Here is a 23,099-nt window from a genome sequence, read left to right as displayed (position 1 = left end):
AGTGTGCTGTGCCGACCGATATGACCACCAACCTGATCTGGGCCGCGCTGCTCGGCTATCTGATCGGCTCGATTCCCTTCGGTCTGCTGCTGACCAAGGCGGCGGGCATGGGCGACGTGCGCCAGATCGGCAGCGGCAATATCGGCGCCACCAACGTGCTGCGGACCGGCAACAAGGGGCTCGCGGCGGGCACGCTGGTGCTCGACCTGCTCAAGGGCTTCGCACCGGTCGCGGTTGCCGGCCATCTGTGGGGCGAAGTGGCAATGGCATTTGCCGCCGGGGCCGCGGTGCTCGGTCACTGCTTCCCCGTCTGGCTCGGCTTCAAGGGCGGCAAGGGCGTGGCGACCAATGCCGGCGTGGCCTTCGGGCTCGCCTGGCCGCTGGGGCTGGCCTACGCCTTCGTCTGGCTCAGCATATTGGCAATTTTCCGCATTTCCTCGCTTGCCGGAATGGCCGCGGTGGTCGCGGCGGCGGCCGCCGCGCCGCTGTTCGGCTATCCGCAGTTCTTCCCCGTGCTCGGCGCGATCGCGCTGCTGATCATCTACCTCCACCGCGAAAATATCGCGCGGCTGGCCAAGGGCGAGGAGCCCCGCGTCGGCGGCAGCAAGGACACCGCGGGGGGATGACCGGCGCGGCGACCTCGGCCCTGTCGCAGGACGAGGCTTTCGCCCGCATCCGGCTGCTGCGCTCGCCCAATATCGGCCCGGTCATCTATGCCATGCTGCTGCAGCGTTTCGGCGGCGCGGTGCAGGCGCTCGAGGCGCTGCCCGATCTGGGCCGGCGCGGCGGGCGCCAGTACCGCGCCACCGCCGCCGAAGCGGTCGAGCGCGAGGTCGAGGCAGTGCGCAAGGCAGGCGCGAAATACCTGTTCCACGACCAGCCCGATTACCCCGTGCTGCTCGGACAGCTCGATAGTGCGCCGCCGATCCTGATCTGGCGCGGCAACCTGGCGCTGGCCGCACGCCCCTGCGTTGCCATGGTCGGTGCGCGCAATGCCAGCGCGGCAGCGGTCAAGCTGGCGCGCGATTTCGCCAGCGGGCTGGCCGAGGCGGGGTTCACCGTGGTCTCGGGGCTGGCGCGCGGGATCGACGGCGCGGCGCATGAGGGCGCCTTTCCGCACACCGTGGGCGTGATCGCCAGTGGGATCGACATTGCCTATCCGCCGCAGCACGCCGAATTGCAGGAGCGGATCGCCAGCGAAGGGCTGCTGCTGGCCGAACAGCCGCCGGGCACCGAACCGCGCGGCAGCCATTTCCCCAGCCGCAACCGGATCATCGCCGGGCTGGCGGGCGGTACGCTGGTGGTCGAGGCGGCGGTCAAATCGGGCAGCCTCATCACCGCGCGGCTCGCGGGCGAGGCGGGGCGCGAGGTCATGGCAATCCCCGGCAGTCCGCTCGAGCCGCGCAGCCACGGCTGCAACCACCTCATCCGCGAAGGCGCGGTGCTGGTGCAGGAACCCGGTGAAGTGGTCGAACTGCTGAGCACCTTCGCCGGCGAGCCACGCTCGACCTTTCGCGAACCCGCCAATGGCTTCGACTACACGCCCGATGATATCGCCACGGCCGAGCACGCCGATATCGCCGCGCGGCTGACGACGGCACCGGTGGGGATCGACGAGCTGATCCGCCAGTCGGGTGAAAGCGCCGCCGCGGTGCAGCTCGCGCTGCTCGAACTGGAGATCGCCGGTCGGCTCCAGCGCCATGCCGGGGGCCGCGTCAGCGTACGCTGACGGCATGCGCGGCCAAGTCGGCGCGGGCGGGCCTGGGCGTTTTGCCGCTTGACGCCTTCCGAACCCCGGCCCCATTTTCGCGCGTATACGCACGTACACACGTAAGGGACTGCCCACACCACCATGCAACTGGTCATCGTCGAATCGCCCGCGAAGGCGAAAACCATCGAGAAATATCTCGGCAAGGACTTCAAGGTTCTCGCCAGCTACGGTCACGTCCGCGACCTGCCGCCCAAGGACGGCAGCGTGCGCCCCGACGAAGGCTTCGCGATGGACTGGGAACTCTATCGCGACAAGCAGAAGCGCTTCAAGGAAATCAGCGACGCGTCGAAACAGGCCACCCGCCTCGTCCTCGCGACTGACCCTGACCGCGAAGGCGAGGCGATTTCGTGGCACGTCCAGGAACTGCTCAGGAAGCGCAAGACGCTGCCCGAGAAGGTCGACCGCGTGACGTTCAACGCTATCACCAAGCAGGCGGTGACCGAGGCGATGAAGGCCCCGCGCGAGCTCGACCAGCCGCTGATCGACGCCTATCTGGCGCGCCGCGCGCTCGACTATCTCTATGGCTTCACGCTGTCGCCGGTGCTGTGGCGCCGCCTGCCCGGCGCGAAAAGCGCGGGCCGCGTGCAGTCGGTCGCGCTGCGGCTGATCGTCGGCCGCGAAATCGAGATCGAGCATTTCCGCGCCGACGAATACTGGTCGGTGATCGCCAAGCTGCAGCAGGACGGCAGCGAGTTCGACGCGCGGCTGGTCAAGTACGAGGGCAAGAAGCTCGACAAGCTGACGCTGGGCGATGAAGCCAGCGCCATGGCCGCCAAGGCGGCGGTCGAAGCGGGCAATTTCACGATCGAGGAGATCGAGACCAAGCCGTTCAAGCGCAATCCCGCGCCGCCGTTCACCACCTCGACGCTGCAGCAGGAAGCCGCGCGCAAGCTGGGCTTTTCCGCGAGCCACACGATGCGGCTCGCGCAGTCGCTCTATGAAGCGGGCGCGATCACCTACATGCGTACCGACGGCGTGCAGATGGATGGCAGCGCGATTTCGGAATGCCGCAAGGCGGTGTCCGATCGCTATGGCGGCCATGCGCTGCCCGAAAAGCCGCGCATCTACCAGTCGAAGGCCAAGAACGCGCAAGAAGCGCACGAAGCGATCCGGCCGACCGATTTCTCGCGCGACCGCGTGGGTTCGGGCGACGAGGGCAAGCTTTACGATCTCGTGTTCAAGCGCGCGATGGCCAGCCAGATGGCGGCCGCGCAGCTCGAGCGCACCACGGTCACGCTGCGCGAGGCCACCGGCCAGCACGAATTGCGCGCCACCGGCCAGGTGGTGAAATATCCGGGCTTCTTCGCGGTCTACCAGGAAGGCCGCGACGATGCCGATGACGACGAGGACGGCCTGCTTCCCGCGATGAGCAAGGGCGACAGCCCGCTCAAGCGCGGCGTCGACGCCAACCAGCACTTCACCCAGCCGCCGCCGCGTTTTTCCGAAGCGAGCCTGGTCAAGCGGCTCGAGGAGCTCGGCATCGGCCGCCCCTCGACCTATGCCAGCACCATCCAGACGCTGCGCGACCGTGCCTATGTGCGAATGGAGAAGAACCGCTTCTTCGCCGAGGAAAGCGGGCGACTGCTGACTGCTTTCCTCGAACGCTTCTTCCCGCAATATGTCGCCTTCGACTACACCGCCGGGCTCGAGGACGAGCTCGACACCGTCAGCGACGGGCGCGAGGACTGGAAGAAGCTGCTCGAGGCCTTCTGGCGCGACTTCAAGCCCAAGACCGAAGAGGTGATGGACAAGAAGCCTTCGGAAGTGACCGAGGTGCTCGACGAATTCCTGTCCGACTACCTGTTCCCCGAACGCGCCGACGGCAAGGACCCGCGCCATTGCCCGCTGTGCGAAACCGAAGGCCGCGACGGCGGCCGGCTGGCGCTGCGCGGTGGCCGCTATGGCGCGTTCGTCGCCTGCGCCAATTACCCCGACTGCAAGTTCACCCGCCAGTTCGCCAAGCCCGGCGGCGAGGGCGATGACGGCGCCGATGACGGGGTGATGGGCGAGGATCCCGAAACCGGCCTCCCGGTCGAACGCAAGACGGGACGCTTCGGCCCCTACATCCAGCTTGGCGAGGGCAAGGAAGCCAAGCGCGCGAGCATTCCCAAGGACCTCGACGACTTCGATCTCGAATGGGCCCTCAAGCTGCTCAGCCTGCCGCGCATCGTCGGCCAGCATCCCGAGACCGGCAAGGATATCGAAGCCGCGATAGGACGTTACGGCCCGTACCTGCGGCATGATGGCAAATACGCCAAGCTGCAGAGCGCGCGCGACGTGTTCGACACCGGCATGAATGCGGCGGTCACGCTGCTTGCGGAAGCCGCCAATCGCAAGGGCGGCACGCGCGGCAAGGCGGAACCGATCAAGACGCTGGGCGAACACCCGACCAGCGGCGCCGAGATGAAGGTTATGCCGGGGCGCTACGGCCCCTATGTCACCGATGGCACCACCAATGCGACGATCCCCAAGGACATGAAGCCCGAGGACGTCACCGAGGCGCAGGCGATCGAACTGATCGATGCGCGCGCCGCCAAGGGTCCGGCGAAAAAGAAGAAGGCCGCGCCCAAGAAGAAGGCGGCAGCGAAGAAGAAGCCTGCGGCCAAGAAGGCCCCCGCCAAGAAGAAGGCCCCTGCCAAAAAGGCCGCGGCCAAGAAGGCGGAGGCCGGCTGATGGCGAAGGAACGCTTCGAACGCCACAAGCAGCCGTGGAAGTCCGAGGAGGCGGGACAACTGCGGCTGCTCGCGGGCAAGGGCAAGGGCCTCAGGGAAATCGCCAAGGCGATCGGCCGCAGCGAGGAATCGACCAAAGACTTCGCCAAGAAGAACAAGATCGAGATCCTGAAAAAGCGGTAGGGGACCGCCCGATCAGAGGCGCATGTAACCCGCGGCGAGGCTTGTCGCCAGCGCCACCATGCTGGCGCCCAGCGCCCATGCCGCGGGGCGGGCCTCGCGTCCGCCATAGGCAAGCGTGACGCCCAGTTTCACGCTCATATTGGCAAGGATCGTTCCCGCGATGGCAAGCGCGGCCAGCCGGGGGGCGATGGTGCCCGGCTCCAGCCCGCCGGCGGTGACGATGGCGGCATCGACGTCCATGCTGCCCATCAGCAGCAGCAGGACCGCGATCCCTTCCTCGCCGAAGCGCGTTTCGGCCCAGCGCGCGGCGACCGCAGCCACGGCCACGAAGGCGACGAAGGTCAGCGCGGGCAGCATGGCGATCGGATTGCCGGGCGGGGCGGGGCCAGTGGTTGCGGGCGCCGCTCGGTAGAGCCACAGCGCTGCAGCGAAGCCCGCCAGCAGCGCCGGGGCGACGAGGATCGCGAAATCGGCCAGCAGGCTCGTCGCGAGCACCGCGACCAGGATGATCACCCGCAGATACATGACCGCGCTGGCCAGCGCGACGCCCGCGTTCTCCGCACCGTGCCCGGCGCCTGCGCCAAGCCGCTGGGCGAAGGAATGCGTCACCGCGGTGGAACTGTAGGCGCCGCCGATAACGGCGGTCGCAATGGTCCCGCGGCGCGCGCCGAACAGGCGGTTGGCGACATAGCCGGCGAAGGAAAAGCCGGTGACGATGATGACCACCAGCCACAAGGTGCGCGGCTCCCACGCGTCGTAGGGGCCGTAGCGCCCTTCGGGCAGGAAGGGGAACACCGCCAGCGCGATCACCGCATAACGCGTGAAGGCCTTGATATCGGCTTCGTCGAGCGCGCCGACCCAGCGGTGGACTTCGGTACGCAGCGCAAGGATCAGCGTGACCACCGCCGCGCCCGCGACCGCCAGCGCTTCCTCGCCGATCCCGGCCAGGAACCCGAGGCCCAGCGTGACCATGGCGGCGATGGCGCTGGTCGCATCGGGCCTGCCGCTGTCGAGCACCGCGCGTGAATAGCCGATCGCGACGATGGCGGTGGCCGCTGCAAACAGGAGACCCGAGGCCGCTGCGAAGCCATGGCCCGCGATGATTCCCGCGAGGCCTGCCGCGGCGCCCAGCAGGGTGAATGTGCGAATCCCGGCAACCCGCATGCCGGGGGTTTCGTCACGCAGCTTCCATCCCCGTTCGATCCCCACCAGCAGCCCGGCCGCGAGCGCGGCAGCCATCTGGGGGAGGGAATCGATCGCGAACATCTGCTGGATGAAGAGCTCCTAGCTCTTCCAGTCCAGTCCCATTTCCTCGAACATTTCCTTGTCCTCGCTCCAGCGTTCGTCGGTCTTCACGTGGAGGAACAGGTGGACCTTCTGGCCGAGCAGTTCACTCAGCTCCTCGCGCGCGGCCTGGCCGATCGCCTTGATCCGGCTGCCACCCTTGCCGAGCACGATCATCCGCTGGTTGTCGCGCATCACCACGATCTGCTGGTGGATCTCGACGCTGCCGTCCTTGCGTTGGATGTATTTCTCGGGCCGCACCGCGCTGTCGTACGGCAGTTCCTCGTGCAGCTGCTGGTAGAGTTGCTCGCGCGTGATTTCGGTGGCGAGCAGGCGTTCGCTGGCATCGCTGACCTGGTCTTCGGGATACATCCACGCGCCTTGGGGCATCATGGCGGCGAGCGCGTCCTTCATCTCGTCCACGCCGTCGCCGGTCAGCGCGGAGACGAAATAGACCGTTTCGAATTCGACCTTCCCGGTCAGCTCCTGCGCCAGCGCCAGCAGCGGTTCCTTCTTCGCCCGGTCGACCTTGTTGAGCACGAGGATTTTGCGTTCGGGCCGCGCGGCGATCTGTTCGAGCAGCGGTTCCAGCTCGTGCCGTCGCTGCTTGAGCGGATCGACCAGCAGCAGCAGCGCATCGGCCGCCTCGGCGCCTTCCCACGCGGCGCTGACCATCGCCCGGTCGAGCCGCCGCTTGGGCGCAAAGATGCCCGGCGTGTCGACGAGGATCATCTGCGTGTCGCCATGCAGCGCGATGCCCATCATCCGCGCCCGCGTGGTCTGCGCCTTGGCGCTGGTGATCGCGACCTTCTGGCCGACCAGCTGGTTGACCAGCGTGCTCTTGCCCGCATTGGGCGCACCCAGCACTGCGACCACGCCGCATTTGGTTCTTTCCTGCGTCACCCGAATGTCTCCATGAATATGCGTGCCGCCTGTTTTTCGGCTTCCTGCTTGCTGCCCGCGGTGCCTTCGGCCTCGCCGACCTTGTGGACTTTCACCCGCACGGTGAAGCGCGCCGCGTGATCGGGGCCCGACCGCTCAATCAGCTCGTATTCGGGCGGGCGCCGCTGGTTACCCGCGGCCCATTCCTGCAACGCGCTCTTGGGGTGTTTCGACTTGCCCGCGCCGCTTTCCAGCGCCGGACGCCACAGCAGGCGCACGACGTCGCGCGCCGCGGCGAAGCCGTTGTCGAGGAACTGCGCGCCGAGCAGCGCTTCCATCACGTCGCCAAGGATGTTGTCGCTGTCGCGGCCGCCATCGCTGCTCGCCTGCCGCGAGATCCGGATATGCGGCGCCAGCCCGATGCCGCGCGCCACCTGCGCGCACATCGCCCGGCTGACGATCGCGTTGAGCCGCTGTGCCAGCTTGCCCTCGGGCGCTTCGCTTTGCGCATAGAGCCAGTCGGCGATCGCGAGGCCGAGCACGCGGTCGCCGAGGAACTCGAGGCGTTCGTAATCGCGCGTTTCGCCCATGCTGCCATGCGTCAGCGCGGCGAACCACAGCGCTTCGTCCTGCACGGTGAAGCCCGTGCGGGTCAGCCAGTCGCGGGCATCCGGGTCGAGCGCGCTCATATGTCGGCCCCGATCCGGTCCCAGCGCGCGGCGGTGAACCAGGTCCATGGCAGCAGCCATTCGGCGCTGCCGTCGGTCGACCACAGCACGCGGCTGGCGCGGCCCACCAGCAGGTCGGTATCGACCAGTCCGACGCCGCCGTCGCGCACGGCCGGGAAGCGGCTGTCGAGCGAATTGTCGCGGTTGTCGCCCATCACGAACAGCTGGCCTGCGGGAACCACGATCGGCGCGGCATTATCGGGGTCGATGCGCAGCGGGTTGCCGCGTTCGTCGGTGGCGACACCGCGCGCGCCATCGCTGAGGAAGCGCGGGCCGACGGTGCCGAAATCGATCGTCAGGTAGCTTTTGCCCGACGGCAGGGTCTCGCGGAACTGGCGGTAGCGGCAGGTGGCCCCGCCATCGACCACGACCCCGCCATCGCTGCGGCAGGCGGTGTTGGGGCCCATCGCGATATCGGCGGCGCCCGCGGGCTGCTTGGGCAGCGGCTCGCCGTTGAGGATCACGCGGCCGTTTTCCAGCGCCAGCGTATCGCCCGGCAGCCCGATCACGCGCTTGACGTAATCCGCGCCGGTCACCGGATGCTTGAAGATGACGACATCGCCGCGGTCGGGCAGGCTGGCGAAGATGCGCCCGTCGAACAGCGCCGGTTCGCCCGGCAGCGACAGGTTGGAAAAGCCGTAGGGCCATTTCGCCGCGACCAGGTAATCGCCATTGCGCAGGTTCGGCAGCATGCTTTCGCTGGGAATGGTGAAGGGCGAGAAGATGAAGCTGCGGAAGATCAGCACCGCGATCACCAGCTTGGTGACGAACCACAGGAAACTGCCGAGGCTTTCCTTTTTCTCGGTCTCGCCCGGGCCGGCGGCAGGCGTAGCGGTATCCAGCGTTTGCTGTGTCATGCGGGGTTCTCAATCATTGCCGAGTTCCCTAGTCGCAGGAGCGCAGCCATCAAAGGATTTTTGCCCGCCATGACCACCGCCGCCCAGCTCTGGACCCGCCTGGAAACCCTGCCGCGCCCGACACTGGGCGAATTGTTCAGCGCCGCGCGCGATGGCGGCGAAGGCGCTGACGAGCCCGGCGGCGCCGACCGGGTCGCGATGCTCTCGGGCCGGATCGAGCTCGAGGAGGGCGGGATCCTGTTCGACTGGTCGAAGACGCATCTCGACCGCGCCGTGGTCGCGGGCTTCGAAGAGCTGGCCGAGGCGATGGACTTCGCCGGCATGCGCGCAAAACTGTTCGCCGGCGAAGTGGTCAACCCGACCGAAGGCCGCGCCGCCGACCACGCGACGCTGCGCGGCACGGGCGAGGGCGCCAAGGTCGAGGAAGCGATGGCGCTGATCGACCGCATGGGCATGCTGGTCGAGGCGATCCACCAGGGCGCGCTGGGCGAGATCGAGCACCTGATCCACATCGGGATCGGCGGCAGTGCACTCGGCCCCGCGCTGGGGGTCGACGCGCTCGGCCGCGATCTGTCCTATTGCGATGTCCATGTCGTCTCCAACATCGACGGCGTCGCGCTCGAGGCAGCCTTTGCGAAATGCGATCCGGCCAAAACGCTGATCGCGGTGGCGAGCAAGACCTTCACCACGATCGAGACCATGACCAATGCCGCCAGTGCGCTCAAATGGCTGGGCGACAATGGCGTTTCCGATCCCGGCGGGCGCGTCATCGCGCTGACTGCCAATCCCGAAGGCGCGGTCGAATGGGGCGTCGACGAAACGCGCATCCTGCCGTTCCAGGAAAGCGTCGGCGGGCGCTATTCGATCTGGTCCTCGATCGGCTTCCCGATCGCCATGGCGGTGGGGATGGACGATTTCCGCGCCATGCTCGCGGGCGCCAAGGCGGTGGACGAACATTTCCGCGACACCGACGGCGCGGCCAACCTCGTGCTGCGCGCGGCCTTTGCCGATCTCTACTACACCCGCGTGCGCGGCTGCCAGACCCGCGCCGTGTTCGCCTATGATGAACGGCTGGGGCTGTTCCCCGATTACCTCCAGCAGCTCGAGATGGAATCGAACGGCAAGCGCGTCACTGCCGAAATGCAGCCGGTCGATGGCCCGACCGCGCCGATCACCTGGGGCGGGGTGGGCACCGATGCGCAGCACGCGGTGTTCCAGCTGCTCCACCAGGGCACGCATCTGGTGCCGGTCGATTTCATCGCCAGCATCGCCCCGGGCGACGAGCTCGACCCCGCGCACCACCGCATCCTGCTGATGAACTGCTTTGCGCAAGGCGCGGCGCTGATGGCGGGCAAGCAGGGCGAGGACCCCGCTCGCAATTACCCCGGAGACCGCCCCAGCGCGACGATCCTGTGCGACGACCTCGACGCCGCCGCACTGGGCGCGCTGATCGCCTTCCACGAACACCGCGTCTTCGCCAGCGCGGTGTTGATGGGGATCAATCCCTTCGACCAGTTCGGGGTCGAACTGGGCAAGCAGATGGCCAAGGCGATCGAACAGGGCGGCGAGGCGTTCGATGCAAGCACCGAGGCGCTGCTGGATGCCGCTGGGTTGGGGTGAGCAACTTCAAACCAGCACGAAATACATCACAGCCAACGCGCCCATCACCACTGTGCCCGTCAGGCTCAGCGCCTTGATTGCGGTGCTTGGCCTCGCGTCGGTGGGCAGTTCGCAGCGCGTCACAACGAGGTAGTTCAGCAGCGCGAGCAGCGGCGCGACCACGAAGGTGGCGCTGGTCACGAAGTCGAGGAAGCTCGTGAACGCGCCCATCGCGGTGAACAGCACTAAGATCGACAGTCCGGCCAGCGCCAGCGTGCTTAGTACATATTGCGTGCGCGTGCCGCTCTGCTGTTCCGCGCCGCGCAGGACTTGGATCGCGGCGGGCAGGGTGCGGGCATAGGCGTCGATCGCGGCGATCACCGTGGTCAGCATCACCGAGAGCGCGGCCACGGCGGCCAGCGCTGCGGCGGTCGGCCCGAGCGCTTCGCGGTAGAGGTTCACCAGCTGGCCCGCGAAGCCCGGCGCATCGGACAGCGGGGCGATATCCTCTGCATGCATCACGCCCGCGCCCATGATGCAGAAGCACAGCGCCATCACGGTGGTCATGACATAGGGCCACAGGAAGCTGCTGCGCGCCTGCGCTAACGTGGGATGTGCGCCTGTGGGCAAAGTGCGGTCGGCTTCCACCTTCCACAGCGACAGAGCGACCGAGACGTCGAGCGGGTTGGGCATGAAGCCCGCGAGCGCGACGATGAATAGCAGCGCGGCGGTTTGCCGTGTCCAGCCGAAATCGGTCAGCGTCGCCCATTCGACGCGTGGCAGGACCATGATGGTGGTCGCCACCGTCGCGATGACGAGGAAGGCGAGCAGCACGCCGTTGACCCGATCGAGCAGCCGGTACCCGCCGGCGAAGAGCAGCGCGGAGGCGAGCGCGATCACCAGCGATCCCATGACCGGCAGCGGCAGCAGCGGGCCGAACACGGCAGCGAAGATTCCCGCGGTCGCTGCGCCCAGCGCGGCATAGACGATCGGTACCAGCGGGATCACGGCGACGAGGAACAGCCACACCGCCCATGGGCCCAACTCGCGATAGCCGGACAGCAGCGAACGCCCGCGTGCATGTGCGTAATCGACGCCGAAGCGGTAGGCGGGATATTTGAGCAAGGTCGAGAGCACGATCACCCCCAGCAGGGCGACCCCGAACATCGCACCCGCGCGGGTCGACTGGACGAGATGCGAAGTACCGATGGCAGAACCGGTAAAGATCAGGCCGGGGCCCGCCAGACGGCGCAGGATCGCGTTTCTCATCTTATATCCCCAAGGCTCCGCAAGGCGCGGACGATGCTTCCGAAATTGCCGGTCACGCAAGCGAAATGATCGTTCGTTCTTGCGAAACAAATTGACATTCCGCGCCTTTGCGCCCATCTGCTCTCCATCGAAGCGCGCTAGCCAGCGTGAAGCGGCGATCGGTTTACAGCGATTGCCCCGGCCGCGCCTCGGTTCCTTTTTCCAGACTTCCCTATTCACGCGGGTGGTTTCAAACCCCGCGCCCGCGCCCGGATTCCGTCATGGAACGCTGAGCGCGCCGCATTACGAATGCGAGTTTTCATGACACAGTTCTCCGATCTTGGGCTGTCGCAGCCCGTCCTTCAGGCGCTTGACCTCAAGGGCTATTCCACTCCCACACCGATCCAGGAAGGGGCGATCCCGCCCGTTCTCGAAGGGCGCGACCTGATGGGTATCGCGCAGACCGGCACCGGCAAGACCGCCGCCTTCATGCTGCCCAGCATCGACCGGCTGCGCGAAGCCGACAAGCAGACGCCGTTCAAATCCTGCCGCATGCTGGTGCTGGCCCCGACGCGTGAACTGGCTGGCCAGATCGCCCAGAGCGCCAAGGATTACGGCGCGCTGGCCGGTCTCAAGGTCCATTCGATCGTCGGCGGCACCTCGGTCAACAAGGACCGCAACAAGCTCCACCGCGGCACCGACATCCTCGTCGCCACGCCCGGCCGCCTGCTCGATCTGATCGATCAGAAGGCCTTCACGCTCGACAAGGTCGAAGTGCTAGTTCTCGACGAGGCCGACCAGATGCTCGACCTCGGCTTCATCCACGCGCTGCGCCGGATCAGCCAGCTGGTCCCCGAAGACCGTCAGACGCTGTTCTTCAGCGCCACCATGCCCAAGCAGATCCAGGAACTGGTCGGCAAATACTGCCGCAACCCGGTCAAGGTCTCGGTCACGCCCGAAAGCACCACTGCCGAACGGATCGACCAGTATCTCTTCATGGTCCAGCAGGACGAGAAGCAGACGCTGCTCGAGATGATGCTGTCCGAACGCCACCAGGTGCCGGGCAAGTTCGAGCGCGTGCTGATCTTCGCCCGCACCAAGCATGGCTGCGACCGGGTGGTAAAGAAGCTGGCGCAGGTCGGCATCCCCGCCAACGCCATCCACGGCAACAAGAGCCAGCCGCAGCGCGAACGCGCGCTCGACGAGTTCAAGCGCGCCAAGACGCCGATCCTGATCGCGACCGATGTCGCCGCGCGCGGGATCGACATCCCCGGCGTGAGCCATGTGATCAATTACGAACTGCCCAACGTGCCCGAGCAATACGTCCACCGCATCGGCCGGACCGCGCGCGCGGGCAAGGATGGCATCGCGATCGCCTTCTGCGCCGAGGACGAGCGCGATTACCTCAAGGACATCCGCAAGAAGACCGATGCCGAGTTCGAACGCCTGCCGCTGCCGGACAATTTCCGCGCGGTTGTCGAAGGCGTCGGCCCGACCAAGCGTGCGGCCCCCGGCCAGCGCATGGCCAAGCCCAAGGTGCGCCCCACCGGCGACGCGGCGAAGCGGGCCAAGCCCAAGGACAAGCATCCCGCCCGCAAGGGCCGTCCCAGCGGCGCAGGCGGTCCGGGCGGCGGCGGTAACGCCGGTGCTGGCAGGCCCGGCGGTGGCCGCAGCCGCAATCGCCGGCGCAGCAGCGCCGCACGCGGCTAACTGTCAGGGGCGGGGCCGGTCGTTTCCGGCTCCGCTTCCTCGTTCATCAGCCGCAGCCGCGCAAAGGCTGCGGGCTGGTGGTCGGCCAGCCATTCGAGCATGCCTTCGCGGATGTCGCAGCGCAGGTCGAACAGCGTGGGCAAATCCTTCGCGCTCATCAGCAGCCGCACCTCAATGGCATCGCACCTCGTGTCGGTCACCTGCACCACCTGCACACGGCCGTCCCAGCGCGGATTGTCCGCGATCTGGCGTTCGAATTCGGCGCGGATCGGACCGATCCGGGTCGCCGGGTCGAGATAGAGCATCACCGAACCCAGCAGCTGCGCGGTTTTCTTGGTCCAGTTCTCGAAAGCGCCCTCGAGGAATTGCGATGTCGGCACGATCAGCCGCCGCTCGTCCCAGATCTTGACCACCACATAGGTCGTGCGGATGTCCTCGATCCGCCCCCATTCGCCCTCGACGATCACCACGTCGTCGATATTGATCGGCTCGGTCAGCGCCATCTGCACGCCCGCGATCAGCGATTTGAGCGCCGGCTGCGCGGCCGCGCCCACGGCGAGGCCCGCGAGCCCCGCCGAGGCAACCAGCGTCACCCCGATATCGCGCACGCCGGGGATCGACAGCAGCACCAGCCCGACGGTCACGAAAATGATGATGAAGGTCGCGATGCGGCTGAGCATGGTCAGCTTGGTGCGCTGGCGCCGGGCGGAGAGATTGTCCTCGACCGAGATATCCGCGCGTAGCTTCATCGCCTCGATCAGCGCCTGCAAGATCGCCAGCGCGATCCACCCGATTACCGCGGGCATGACAAAGCCGGCGACGCGTTCCCACACAGTCTCGAAGGCGGGAATCTCGCGCGCGGTCAGCACCAGCGCCAGCGCTACCAGCGCAAAACGGGTGGGCATGGCGAGCCGCCGCACCAGCATCTCGTCCGCCTCGCTCCGCGTGCGTCCCACGACGCGGCGCAGCAGGCGGAACACCGCCCAGTGCAACAGCAGCGCGGCCAGCGTCGCGGCCACGGCCAGCGCCAGCAGATTCCATGGATGCGGCAGGATCGCCGTCCCGCGGGCGGCGTAATCGGCAAGCGTATCGGTCATGCGGTCTCCCGTTGGATGCATGCGGACAGGGCCGGCATCCCCTCCCAGGGACTTGCCCTTCCAACCCCGGTTCCCGCCGCGCGGTTCCCGCTTGCCTCTTGTGCCGCTGCGCGCGAGGCCCCAAGTGCGGCGCGCATTCACAACGGAGACAGGCTTTGGCGTCAGCACCCACCGGCGAGTACGATTTCGACCTTTTCACCATCGGCGCCGGTTCGGGCGGGGTGCGCGCCAGCCGCGTGGCGGCCGCGCATGGCGCGAAGGTGGCCGTGGCCGAGGAACACCGCGTCGGCGGAACCTGCGTCATCCGCGGCTGCGTCCCCAAGAAGATGCTCGTCTACGGCGCGCATTTCGCTGAAGACCTGAAGGACGCGCGCAATTTCGGCTGGTCGACCGAGAATGCGACCTTCGACTGGATCACGCTGCGCGACAATGTGCTCAAGGATGTCGAGCGGATCGAGGGCGCCTATACCAACACGCTCGAAAGCCACGAGGTGACGATCTACAAGGAACGCGCCGAGATCACCGGCCCGCATGAGATCACGCTGGCGAGCGGCAAGGTCGTGACCGCAAAAACCATCCTGATCGCCACCGGTGCGCGCCCGCGCATGCCCGAATGCCAGGGCGCCGAACATGCGATCAGTTCGAACGAGGCGTTCCATCTCGACGAACTGCCCAAGAAAATCATCATCGCGGGCGGCGGCTATATCGCCAATGAATTCGCCGGCATCTTCAACGAGTTCGGCAGCGAAGTTCACATCGTCAATCGCGGCGACCGCTTGCTGCGCAGCTATGACGAGGCGGTGCGCGACCGGCTGCTGCAGATCTCGACGATGAAGGGGATCCAGTTCCGCTTCAACACGACGTTCGAATACATCAAGCCGTGTTCGGAAGGCGGCTATTTCGTGAAGATGTCCGATTGCGACGAGGAAAAGGCCGATCTGGTCATGTTCGCGGTCGGCCGCGTACCCAACACCGAGGGGCTGGGCCTCGAGAATGCCGGCGTCGAACTGGGCGAGGGCGGCGAGGTCAAGGTCGACCGCTTCAGCAAGACCAATGTCGATCACATCTATGCCGTCGGCAACGTGACCGACCGCGTGCAGCTGACCCCGGTCGCGATCCGCGAGGGCCAGGCCTTTGCCGACAGCGTGTTCGGCGACGGCGAGCCGGTGGCGGTCGACCACAGCTGCATCCCCAGCGCGGTGTTCAGCCACCCGCCGATCGCCGCGGTCGGCATGACCGAGGGCGAGGCCAAGAACCAGCTCGGCAGCGTGAAGGTCTATCTGTCGGACTTCCGCCCGATGAAGAACGTGCTTGCCGGGCGCAACGAACGCAGCCTGATCAAGATGATCTGCGACGGCGACAGCGGGCGCATCGTCGGCATCCACATGATCGCCCCCGAAGCGCCCGAGATGATGCAGGCTGCCGCGATCGCGGTGAAAGCCGGGCTGACCAAGGAAGACTTCGACGCGACCACCGCAATCCACCCGACGATGGCCGAAGAACTGGTCCTGATGCGTTAGGGCGCGGCGCCTTCCGCCTCGATCAGCAGCACCCAGTCTTCGCCATCGCCCGAGGAGGGCGGGACGAAGGACTGGATGCCCTGGCTCTGTTCGCTGCGGAAGCGGTAGGTCGCGCCGTAGCGCGGGTTGAACCACGACTGCGTGTGCATCCCCCCGTCCAGCGCGCCGAGGTCGATGGTGAAGGGTGCGCCGCGCGGCGAATAGGCGATGATCCGCTGCCCGTCCGCCGCCCGCGCCAGCCGCACCTTCGCGGCGCCATGCCGCGGCCCGTCGAGGATCAGGTCCTGCCGCGGTTCGAGTGTGGCGAAGTCGTGCGCTTCCATGAAGCGGCGCAGCAATCCCATCTGGCGCGCCCCCGGATCGTCGATCGCATCGGACCATGGCCGGTTCGCGCCGATCGCGGGATCGCGCCCCGGTGCCCACATCTGCCACACATTGTTGTTGCCATAGGTGTGCCCCGCCGCCCCTGCGAGCACTGCCCACCATGCCGCCTGCCGGGCATCGTCATCGTCGAAGCGCAGCCGCGGGTCGTGGCCATGGTTGTAGAAGCCGACCGGAATGCCTTCATAGCGCGGTTCGCCGTCGATCACGGGGCGGCGCGGGGTCAGCGCGCGGTCGTGCTCGACATAGAGCCCCGTATCGAGATCGCGCGCCGCATGCGACGACTGGTTCATGTAGAAATCGAGCCAGTCCGCATCGCGCACCTGCGCCGATGAGAGCCCCGGGCCGCGGGGGTGGAAAGTGATCAGATGCCGGCCGCCGTCGCCCTCGCGCAGGCCGCGCGCCATCGCGTCGATGATCGCGCGTTCATCGGCGGTGCGTACGTTCGAATCGCCGCCGAGGATCCAGATCACCCCCGCATCGCGGTAGCGTTGCCCGAGGAACCGCCCATAGGCATGCGCGCTGGCCGGCGTGAAAATCTGCGAGTCGCCATCACGCCAGTACCGCCCCCACGAGGGCAGCAGGCCCACGGTCAGCCCCAGCGCATTGGCACGCGCCACCACATGGTCGATATGCGCGAAATAAGCCTCGTTGGGCTGCGCCGGATCGCGCCCGATCAGCGGCAGGTCGCCATAGGCATTGGGTTCGTCCAGGCCGCGCAGTTCGGCCAGCGCCACCGCCTGGATCACGGTGAACCCCTTGTCCGCGCGGTCCCGCAGATAGAATTCGGCCTCCTCGCGCGTCAGCCGGTGGAACAGAGCCCAGGCGGTATCGCCGAGGTAGAAGAACGGCTTGCCCTCGCTGGTCTGCATGTGACGCCCGCCGGGGGCGATTTCGAGCGTGGGCCGGGCGTGTGCCGCCGTGGCCAAGCCGCCGACCGCGGCAGCGACCCCGGCCAGCACCAGCGCCGCCGCCACCGCGCGCCGTATCGATTTCGAATATGCGAATGTCGTCATGCTGTCCTCCCCGCCCGGCTCGCCACCACATGGTAACCGGTGTCATAAAGCCTGTTCGCCCATTGCCGCAAGTTGAAAAACGGGCGGCTGCGGCATGGTCACGACTGGGGATGGGACGGCGGGACGTCGGCGTGGTACGGTGCGCCATCGCGCGGCGCAGGCATGTCCGCTTTGCAGGAGTACAACATATGACCACCGCACCCGATGCTTTCCGCATCCGCGAGGCTGTCGCCTATTTCGACGCCAGCACGGATCTCGAGGAAGCGATCGACGAGCTGCTCAGTTCGGGTTTCGACCGCGCGGAAATCAGCCTGCTGGCGACCGAGAGGGCGGTCGAGGACCAGCTTGGTCACCGCTATCACAAGGTTGCCGAGCTGGAGGACGATCCCGCCGTGCCGCGCGCGATCTACATTCCCAGGGAAGCGATCGGCGAGGCGCAGGGCGCACTGGTTGCCACGCCGCTCTACCTGGCGGCGATGACCGCGATCGGCGGTATCGTGGCCTCGGGTGGCTCGCTGCTGGCAGTGATCGTCGGCGCGGCGGTTGCAGGCGGGGCAGGGGGCGCGCTGGGCGCCGGGGTGGCCCGATTGGTAGGTGACCGGCACGCCGAAAACCTGCAGAACCAGCTTGAACATGGCGGGCTGCTGCTCTGGGTGCGCACCTGGGACAGCGGCGACGAACAACGCGCGGTCGACATCCTGACGAAGCATTCGGGTCACGATGTCCATGTGCATGGCTCGCCGCAGAACTGAACGCATGATGGGAGAATTACAGTGATCGCGAAGATGGTGGCACTCGGGCTCGCAGGGCTTGCCGGATACGCGCTGTTCAAGCGCAAGGATGCATCCCGCAATGCTGCCTTTGCGAAGGACCAGCCGCATAATTTTCATACCGACGTACGCGATGCCGGACCCGGCGCTATGCGCGACCCGGAGGCGCGCGAATGGACCGAGACCGACGAGGATCTCGACGAAAGCTTCCCCGCCAGCGATCCGCCGGGTGGCTATTGACCCGCGCGGGGCATGACCGGGTGAATTGAATGGCGGCCAGGCTCGTCCAGATCTATCTGCCCGAAGACCGGGTCCCCGATCTGGAGGTGATCCTCGATCGCCACACGCGCCGGTTCTGGCGGGAAACCGTGCCCGGGGCGCAGGAAAAATACACCTGCATCGTCCAGCAACGCTATACCGAACGCCTGCTTGCCGATCTCGACGGGGCCTTCGGAGACCTGCCGCAATTCTCCGCGCTGGTGTCCGAGCTGCAGGCGGTCCTTCCGGTGGTCGAAGAAACGCCGGTCACCGAATTGCCGCTGTCGGCCGACCTGCCGACCCCCACGCGGATCGAGCGGTTCTTCAGCCGCGACCGGCTCAGCACCGATGAACTCTACGACGACATCGAGGAAAGCCTGCATCCCGGGCCCGCCTATTTGCTGACGGTGACGCTGTCGGCGATCATCGCCGGCCTGGGGATGCGCAGCGGGCAGACCGCCGTGGTCATCGGCGCAATGATCATCGCGCCGCTGCTCGGGCCGACGATGGGGCTGGCGCTGGCGGCGACGGTCGGCAATTGGAAACTGGCCCGGCAGGCGGCTGCGACGCTCGCCATCGGCTGCGTCCTCGCAGTGCTCGCGGGTGTCGTCCTCGGCATGACGGTGGCAATCGACCCGCTGGTCCCCGAACTGAAGAACCGCACGCTGGTCCAGCCCGCCGATATCGCGCTGGCGCTTGCCTGCGGCGCTGCGGGCGTGCTGGCTTTCAGTCGCGGCGCCTCGCTCGCGCTGGTCGGGGTGATGATCGCCGTCGCGCTGGTTCCGCCCCTGACCGCAGCAGGCATCTATGCCGGTGCGGGCATTCCCGAAGCGGGCGCCAACGCGCTGTTCCTGTTCACCGTCAACCTCGTCTGCGTCAATGTCGCGGGGATCGCGATGTTCTTGTTCCAGGGCCTGCCGCCGACCAGCTGGCGGATGACCAGCGGGATCATGCTGGTGTGGGTGGTGTTGCTGATCCTGCTGATGTCGATGATGGCGGGGCGGATTTTCCTCGGCTTCGGCTCGTGGGACTTCGTTATGGACTACCTGACCGCCAGCCGCTGAACGGTGGGGATTGCCGCCGCGATGGCGAACGGCGGCTGCGCTGGGGCCGTGTGGCACACCTGCCCGGGGGACCTGGCAGCGGACCAATAAACCTAGGCCCGGCGGATTTCCCTGCTATCGGTGCGGGATGACACCACGTCTCCATCCCCGGGAAGAAGAACGGCTGCGCGAGCTGCGCCGCTACAATATCCTCGACACCGAGCGTGAACGCGATTTCGACGATCTGGTCGAGATCGCGTCGCAGATCTGCGAGGTCCCGGTTTCGGTCGTCAATTTCATCGACGAGGGCCGGCAGTGGTTCAAGGCCGAGGTCGGGCTGGGCGTGCGCTCCACCCCGATCGAAACCAGCCTATGCGGGCATGTGATCCTCGAAGGCGATTTCGTCGAGATCCCCGACACGCTGAAAGACGAGCGCATGGCCGACAACCCGCTGTGCACCGAAGAGCCCGGTTTCCGGTTCTACGCCGGCGCGGTGCTGCGCACCGAAAAGGGGCTGCCGCTGGGGACGCTGTGCGTGCTCGATCACAAGCCGCGCACGCTCACGCCGCACCAGCGCCGCGTGCTCGAGGTGTTGTCCAAGCACGTGATGCGCGAACTCGAACTCCGGCTTGCGCTGGCGCAGGAACAGACGCTCCGGCGCGAGGTCGACCACCGGGTCAAGAACTCGCTCGCCTCGATCGGGGCACTGCTGTCGATGAAGGCGCAGCGGGCAACCGATGAAGCGGTACAGACCGCGCTCGAAGACGCCAGCATCCGTATCCGCTCGCTCTCGTCGCTGCATGCCGAACTGCACGATCTGGCGCAGGGCGAGCGGGTGGAGCTGCGCTCGCTGTTCGAACGGATCGAACGCGATCTGCGCCAGCTGCTGCCCGACGGGATCAGGCTGGTGATCGAGGTCGGCGACGACCGCGTCTCGCCCAGCCTCGCCAATGCGCTGCTGCTGATCGTGAACGAATTCGTGTCCAACAGCGTCAAGCACGGGCTGCAGGACCGCAGCGGATCGATCGCCATCGCCATCCGCGCGGGCGACGACGGCTGGTCGATCGCCTGCAGCGACGATGGCAGCGCCACCGGTGCGGATGCCGAACGCGCGGCGCTGGCCAAGGGGCTGGGCACGCGTGTTATCCAATCGCTCGCCTCATCCTTCGGCGTGACGCCCGACTGGAGCGCAAACGGGTCGGGGATGCACCTGAGGATCGACGCTGCGGCCTAGGCGGGCTGCTATGCCGGCGGCGTTCGGAGGCGTTCCACTGCCAGCATCGCGCGGGTCACGCCCACCGCGCGCAGCTCCTCGGGCCACGGCCCGCCGGTCGCGGCCGATTCCACGGCCAGCGCCATGGCGGGCGAGGTCTGCAGGCCGAACCCGCCCTGTCCTGCCAGCCAGAAGAAACCCGGCGCTTGCCGGTCGAAGCCCGCCACGGGCAGCCGGTCGGGGGCAAAGCTCCTGAGACCCGCCCATTTGCTCGCCAGCTGCCGGATTGTCAGCGTGGTGGCCTGTTCGACATTCCACGCCGCCAGCGCGACGTCTTCCTCTTCGGGCTGCGCGTCGCAGGGCGCGCTCGGGCCTTCGTCCATCGGGCTGGCGAGCAGCCGGCCATTGCCCTCGGGCTCGAGATAGAAGCCGGGGCCCACGGTCTTGGTGAAGGGCCAGTCGCGCACCGCGTGCTCGGTATCGAAAGTAATCACCGTGCGCCGCAGCGGGGTGATGCCCAGCGGCGCGATACCGCCCAGCGCCGCGACCGGGTCGGCCCACGCGCCCGCGGCATTGACCACCACGCGTGCGCTGTAGCTTGCCCCCGGCGTATCGGCAGTCCAGCGCTCGCCCGCGCGCGCCAGTCGCTCCACCGGGGCGCCGTTCGCCAGCTTGCCCCCGCGAGCCAGCAGCTCCTTGCGATGCGCCTCGAGCATGGCATGCGCGTCGAGCTTGCGTGCATGCCGGTCGAGCAGCGCGCCGCTGATGCCGCCGTCTCCCTCGCGCAGCACCGGGGTGAACGCGCGCGCCTCGGCAGGCGCCAGCCGTTCGACGCGCGGCTCCCATTCGCGGTAATTGGCTTCCAGCCTGTCGAGCGCCGCTTCCTGCCCTTCAAGAGCGATGAACAGCGCGGGATGCGGCGTCGCCCCGGGTTCGGCCAGCAGCGGCATGCTCGCCGCGGTTAGTGCGCGCACCAGCCAGGCGTCCATGTCGAAATGCGCGAAGGCGGCGCTGCGGCCCGAGGAATGCACACCGGGCGCGGTTTCGGCCTCGACCACCTGCGTGGTCCCGTGCCGTGCCAGCCGCGCAGCGGCGGACAGCCCCGCGATCCCGGCGCCCACCACGAGGAAATCGACCTGTTCCATAGCGACTCCGTTGCCCGCTGCAGCCATTCTGCCTAGTCTCGCGCCTAGCAAAACAGCGGGGGCGCAGACAGATGGCAATGACGATCCTGGTGACCGGGGGCACCGGCTATATCGGCGGCGAGGTGATCGAGCAGCTGCTGGCGCGCGGGCACAGCGTCCACACCACGGTCCGCGATGCCGCGAAGAGCGAACCGCGGCTGCGCGCGCGCTGGAGCGATGCGGGTGAGCGGCTGAAGGTGTTCCAGGCCGATCTGCTCGACGATGCCGGCTGGGCCGAGGCCAATGCCGGCTGCGACGCGGTGGCGCATGTCGCCTCGCCGTTTCCGCTGGCGACGCCCCGGGACAAGGACGAGCTGGTGGTGCCCGCGCGCGAAGGCACGCTGCGCGCGCTCGATTTCGCGCACCGCGCGGGCATCACGCGCTTCGTCCAGACCAGCAGCGCAGCCGCGATCGCCTATGGCCAGCCGGACAAGGACCATTTCACCCATCTCGACTGGACCAATCTCACCGCCGGCGTCCCGCCCTATATCGAGAGCAAGACCGTGGCCGAACGCGCCGCGCGCGACTGGGTCGCGATGCACGCGCCGGGCATGGCGTTCTGCTCGATCAATCCGGTGGCGGTGTTCGGTCCCGTCCATGACGACGACCTGTCGACCAGCGTCGCGATGGTGAAGAAGATCATCGACGGTTCGATCCCGCTGCTGCCCGACATGGGAATCTGCGTGACCGACGTGCGCGATGTGGCCGAAGCGCATGTCCGCGCGCTCGAGGCCCCGGCACAGCAGGTTCGCGGCGAGCGTTTCCCGACCAGCCAGAAATTCCTCTGGCTGCGCGAAATGGCGGCGATCATCCGCCAGCGCGTGCCCGAGCATGCGGGCAAGGTGCCGAGACGCGGCATGCCGGACTGGCTGGTGCACCTGCTTGCGCCCTTCATGGACGAAATGAAGCAGGTGCGCGGCGAGCTCGGCAATGTCCGCGACGTTTCCGGTCGCCACACCGAAGAGGTGCTCGGCTTCACCTTCATCGCCGCCGAACAGACGCTGGAGGACACCGTGCGGAGCCTCGTGGCAAAGGGCATCGTCACGCACTGACGGGCATTGCATTGCCAGTCCGCCGGGGCTTCGGCACAAGACGCATGAAACGAATCGTTGACGGGAAATTGACATGAACATGCTGGCGTCGCGCGGGCAGCTGCGCGCAAGTTTCCTTCGCTGGGCGCTCTTCACCGTGCCGCTCTGCGTGCTACTCGGCTTTCTGTCCGGCCAGCTGGGCAGCCCCGACACCCCGTGGTTCCAGTCGCTCGTCAAGCCAGGCATCTATCCCGAACCCAAGTGGTTCGGCATCGTCTGGACGATCCTCTATGTCATGATCGGCTTCGCGCTGGCTCTGGTCGCCTCGGCATGGGGCGCGCGCGGCCGCACTGCGGCGCTGTGGGTCTTCGCCGTGCATTTCGCGCTCAACCTCGCGTGGAGCTATGTCTTCTTCGGCGCCCAGCAGATCAGCGGGGCGCTGGCACTGCTGGTGGCGATCGTGCTGACGTTGCTGGTGGTGATCGCGCTGTTCTGGCGCGTCCGCCGGCTCGCCGCCGTGCTGCTGCTGCCCTATCTCGCCTGGGTCTGCTTCGCCACCGCGCTGAATTACCAGTTCCTCCAGCTCAATCCGCAAGCCGATGGCGGCACGCCCGAAGGCGCGGTCGAGCGGGTAAGGATCTAGTTTTTGCTT

21 protein-coding genes are annotated in these 23,099 nt (G+C 67.2%); 13 read left to right on the top strand and 8 right to left on the bottom strand.

Annotation, left to right across the window (positions count from 1 at the left end; genetic code table 11):
• The first annotated feature begins 20 nt into the window (after positions 1 to 20).
• The 4 genes from plsY (at position 21) to SJY12_RS05105 (ending at position 4,626) form a co-directional block, all read left to right on the top strand.
• The gene (plsY, locus tag SJY12_RS05120; RefSeq protein ID WP_230833770.1) at positions 21 to 626 is read left to right on the top strand and encodes a glycerol-3-phosphate 1-O-acyltransferase PlsY; all 606 of its coding nucleotides are present in this window, start codon (positions 21 to 23) and stop codon (positions 624 to 626) included.
• Positions 623 to 1,729: a DNA-processing protein DprA gene (dprA, locus tag SJY12_RS05115; protein ID WP_397506268.1), complete on the top strand. Its 1,107-nt coding sequence runs from the start codon at positions 623 to 625 to the stop codon at positions 1,727 to 1,729. Before plsY ends, dprA begins: the two co-directional genes overlap by 4 nt.
• Positions 1,730 to 1,852: 123 nt before the next feature.
• Complete coding sequence (topA, locus tag SJY12_RS05110; protein WP_397506267.1) at positions 1,853 to 4,444, top strand: type I DNA topoisomerase; 2,592 nt, start codon at positions 1,853 to 1,855, stop codon at positions 4,442 to 4,444.
• Positions 4,444 to 4,626 (top strand): hypothetical protein, encoded by a 183-nt coding sequence (locus tag SJY12_RS05105; RefSeq protein WP_050599265.1) that lies wholly within the window; start codon positions 4,444 to 4,446, stop codon positions 4,624 to 4,626. The genes topA and SJY12_RS05105 overlap by 1 nt, the downstream gene beginning before the upstream one ends.
• A gap of 12 nt (positions 4,627 to 4,638) precedes the next feature.
• Here SJY12_RS05105 and SJY12_RS05100 read toward each other — a convergent pair whose 3' ends face one another.
• The 4 genes from SJY12_RS05100 to lepB are packed head-to-tail and all read right to left on the bottom strand — an operon-like array spanning position 4,639 to position 8,377.
• Complete coding sequence (locus tag SJY12_RS05100; RefSeq protein ID WP_397506265.1) at positions 4,639 to 5,892, bottom strand: MgtC/SapB family protein; 1,254 nt, start codon at positions 5,890 to 5,892, stop codon at positions 4,639 to 4,641.
• 18 nt (positions 5,893 to 5,910) lie between these two features.
• A complete protein-coding gene (gene era, locus SJY12_RS05095) occupies positions 5,911 to 6,813 on the bottom strand; it encodes a GTPase Era (protein ID WP_397506263.1) in 903 nt (300 codons plus the stop codon).
• Positions 6,810 to 7,481, bottom strand: coding sequence for a ribonuclease III (gene rnc / locus SJY12_RS05090; protein ID WP_050599274.1), 672 nt, complete (start codon positions 7,479 to 7,481; stop codon positions 6,810 to 6,812). The genes era and rnc overlap by 4 nt, the downstream gene beginning before the upstream one ends.
• A complete protein-coding gene (lepB, locus tag SJY12_RS05085) occupies positions 7,478 to 8,377 on the bottom strand; it encodes a signal peptidase I (RefSeq protein WP_397506261.1) in 900 nt (299 codons plus the stop codon). The genes rnc and lepB overlap by 4 nt, the downstream gene beginning before the upstream one ends.
• A 69-nt stretch (positions 8,378 to 8,446) precedes the next feature.
• On the opposite strand from lepB, the gene pgi reads away from it, so the two are divergent.
• The gene (pgi, locus tag SJY12_RS05080) at positions 8,447 to 9,997 is read left to right on the top strand and encodes a glucose-6-phosphate isomerase (RefSeq protein WP_397506259.1); all 1,551 of its coding nucleotides are present in this window, start codon (positions 8,447 to 8,449) and stop codon (positions 9,995 to 9,997) included.
• A gap of 6 nt (positions 9,998 to 10,003) precedes the next feature.
• On the opposite strand, the gene SJY12_RS05075 is transcribed toward pgi, so the two are convergent.
• A complete protein-coding gene (locus SJY12_RS05075; RefSeq protein WP_397506257.1) occupies positions 10,004 to 11,245 on the bottom strand; it encodes an NRAMP family divalent metal transporter in 1,242 nt (413 codons plus the stop codon).
• A gap of 300 nt (positions 11,246 to 11,545) precedes the next feature.
• On the opposite strand from SJY12_RS05075, the gene SJY12_RS05070 reads away from it, so the two are divergent.
• Positions 11,546 to 12,934 carry a DEAD/DEAH box helicase gene (locus SJY12_RS05070; RefSeq protein WP_397506255.1) on the top strand — a complete coding sequence of 463 codons (1,389 nt, stop codon included), beginning with the start codon at positions 11,546 to 11,548 and terminating at the stop codon, positions 12,932 to 12,934.
• Here the strand turns inward: SJY12_RS05070 and SJY12_RS05065 are convergent.
• On the bottom strand, positions 12,931 to 14,031 hold the full coding sequence (locus SJY12_RS05065) for a mechanosensitive ion channel family protein (RefSeq protein WP_397506253.1): 1,101 nt from the start codon (positions 14,029 to 14,031) through the stop codon (positions 12,931 to 12,933). The genes SJY12_RS05070 and SJY12_RS05065 overlap by 4 nt on opposite strands.
• Positions 14,032 to 14,186: 155 nt before the next feature.
• Between SJY12_RS05065 and gorA the strand changes: the two genes are divergently transcribed.
• Positions 14,187 to 15,551 carry a glutathione-disulfide reductase gene (gene gorA, locus SJY12_RS05060; RefSeq protein ID WP_397506251.1) on the top strand — a complete coding sequence of 455 codons (1,365 nt, stop codon included), beginning with the start codon at positions 14,187 to 14,189 and terminating at the stop codon, positions 15,549 to 15,551.
• Here gorA and SJY12_RS05055 read toward each other — a convergent pair.
• Positions 15,548 to 16,948 (bottom strand): glycoside hydrolase family 140 protein, encoded by a 1,401-nt coding sequence (locus SJY12_RS05055; RefSeq protein ID WP_397506250.1) that lies wholly within the window; start codon positions 16,946 to 16,948, stop codon positions 15,548 to 15,550. The two genes, gorA and SJY12_RS05055, sit on opposite strands and share 4 nt — an antisense overlap.
• Before the next feature lie 188 nt (positions 16,949 to 17,136).
• Here SJY12_RS05055 and SJY12_RS05050 point away from each other — a divergent pair, with 188 nt between their 5' ends.
• The 4 genes from SJY12_RS05050 to SJY12_RS05035 all read left to right on the top strand — a co-directional run bounded on the left by SJY12_RS05050 (position 17,137) and on the right by SJY12_RS05035 (position 20,253).
• Positions 17,137 to 17,700 carry a hypothetical protein gene (locus SJY12_RS05050; protein WP_230833712.1) on the top strand — a complete coding sequence of 188 codons (564 nt, stop codon included), beginning with the start codon at positions 17,137 to 17,139 and terminating at the stop codon, positions 17,698 to 17,700.
• A gap of 21 nt (positions 17,701 to 17,721) precedes the next feature.
• Positions 17,722 to 17,958: a hypothetical protein gene (locus tag SJY12_RS05045; RefSeq protein WP_230833711.1), complete on the top strand. Its 237-nt coding sequence runs from the start codon at positions 17,722 to 17,724 to the stop codon at positions 17,956 to 17,958.
• A gap of 29 nt (positions 17,959 to 17,987) precedes the next feature.
• Positions 17,988 to 19,040: a TIGR00341 family protein gene (locus tag SJY12_RS05040; protein WP_397506248.1), complete on the top strand. Its 1,053-nt coding sequence runs from the start codon at positions 17,988 to 17,990 to the stop codon at positions 19,038 to 19,040.
• Between the two features lie 127 nt (positions 19,041 to 19,167).
• Positions 19,168 to 20,253 (top strand): histidine kinase dimerization/phosphoacceptor domain -containing protein, encoded by a 1,086-nt coding sequence (locus SJY12_RS05035; protein ID WP_397506246.1) that lies wholly within the window; start codon positions 19,168 to 19,170, stop codon positions 20,251 to 20,253.
• A gap of 8 nt (positions 20,254 to 20,261) precedes the next feature.
• Here SJY12_RS05035 and SJY12_RS05030 read toward each other — a convergent pair whose 3' ends face one another.
• Positions 20,262 to 21,377: an NAD(P)/FAD-dependent oxidoreductase gene (locus SJY12_RS05030; RefSeq protein WP_397506245.1), complete on the bottom strand. Its 1,116-nt coding sequence runs from the start codon at positions 21,375 to 21,377 to the stop codon at positions 20,262 to 20,264.
• 71 nt (positions 21,378 to 21,448) lie between these two features.
• Here SJY12_RS05030 and SJY12_RS05025 point away from each other — a divergent pair, with 71 nt between their 5' ends.
• Positions 21,449 to 22,468, top strand: a complete 1,020-nt coding sequence (locus SJY12_RS05025) for an NAD-dependent epimerase/dehydratase family protein (RefSeq protein WP_397506243.1) — start codon at positions 21,449 to 21,451, stop codon at positions 22,466 to 22,468.
• Between the two features lie 73 nt (positions 22,469 to 22,541).
• Positions 22,542 to 23,090: a TspO/MBR family protein gene (locus tag SJY12_RS05020; protein WP_397506242.1), complete on the top strand. Its 549-nt coding sequence runs from the start codon at positions 22,542 to 22,544 to the stop codon at positions 23,088 to 23,090.
• The last annotated feature ends 9 nt before the right edge of the window (positions 23,091 to 23,099 follow it).

Source organism: Qipengyuania sp. R86523 (assembly GCF_044596365.1).
In the GTDB taxonomy this organism is placed as follows: Bacteria; Pseudomonadota; Alphaproteobacteria; order Sphingomonadales; family Sphingomonadaceae; genus Qipengyuania; species Qipengyuania citrea.
Note: the sequence above shows the minus strand (reverse complement) of the source record. Positions and strands in the feature narration are given on the sequence as shown.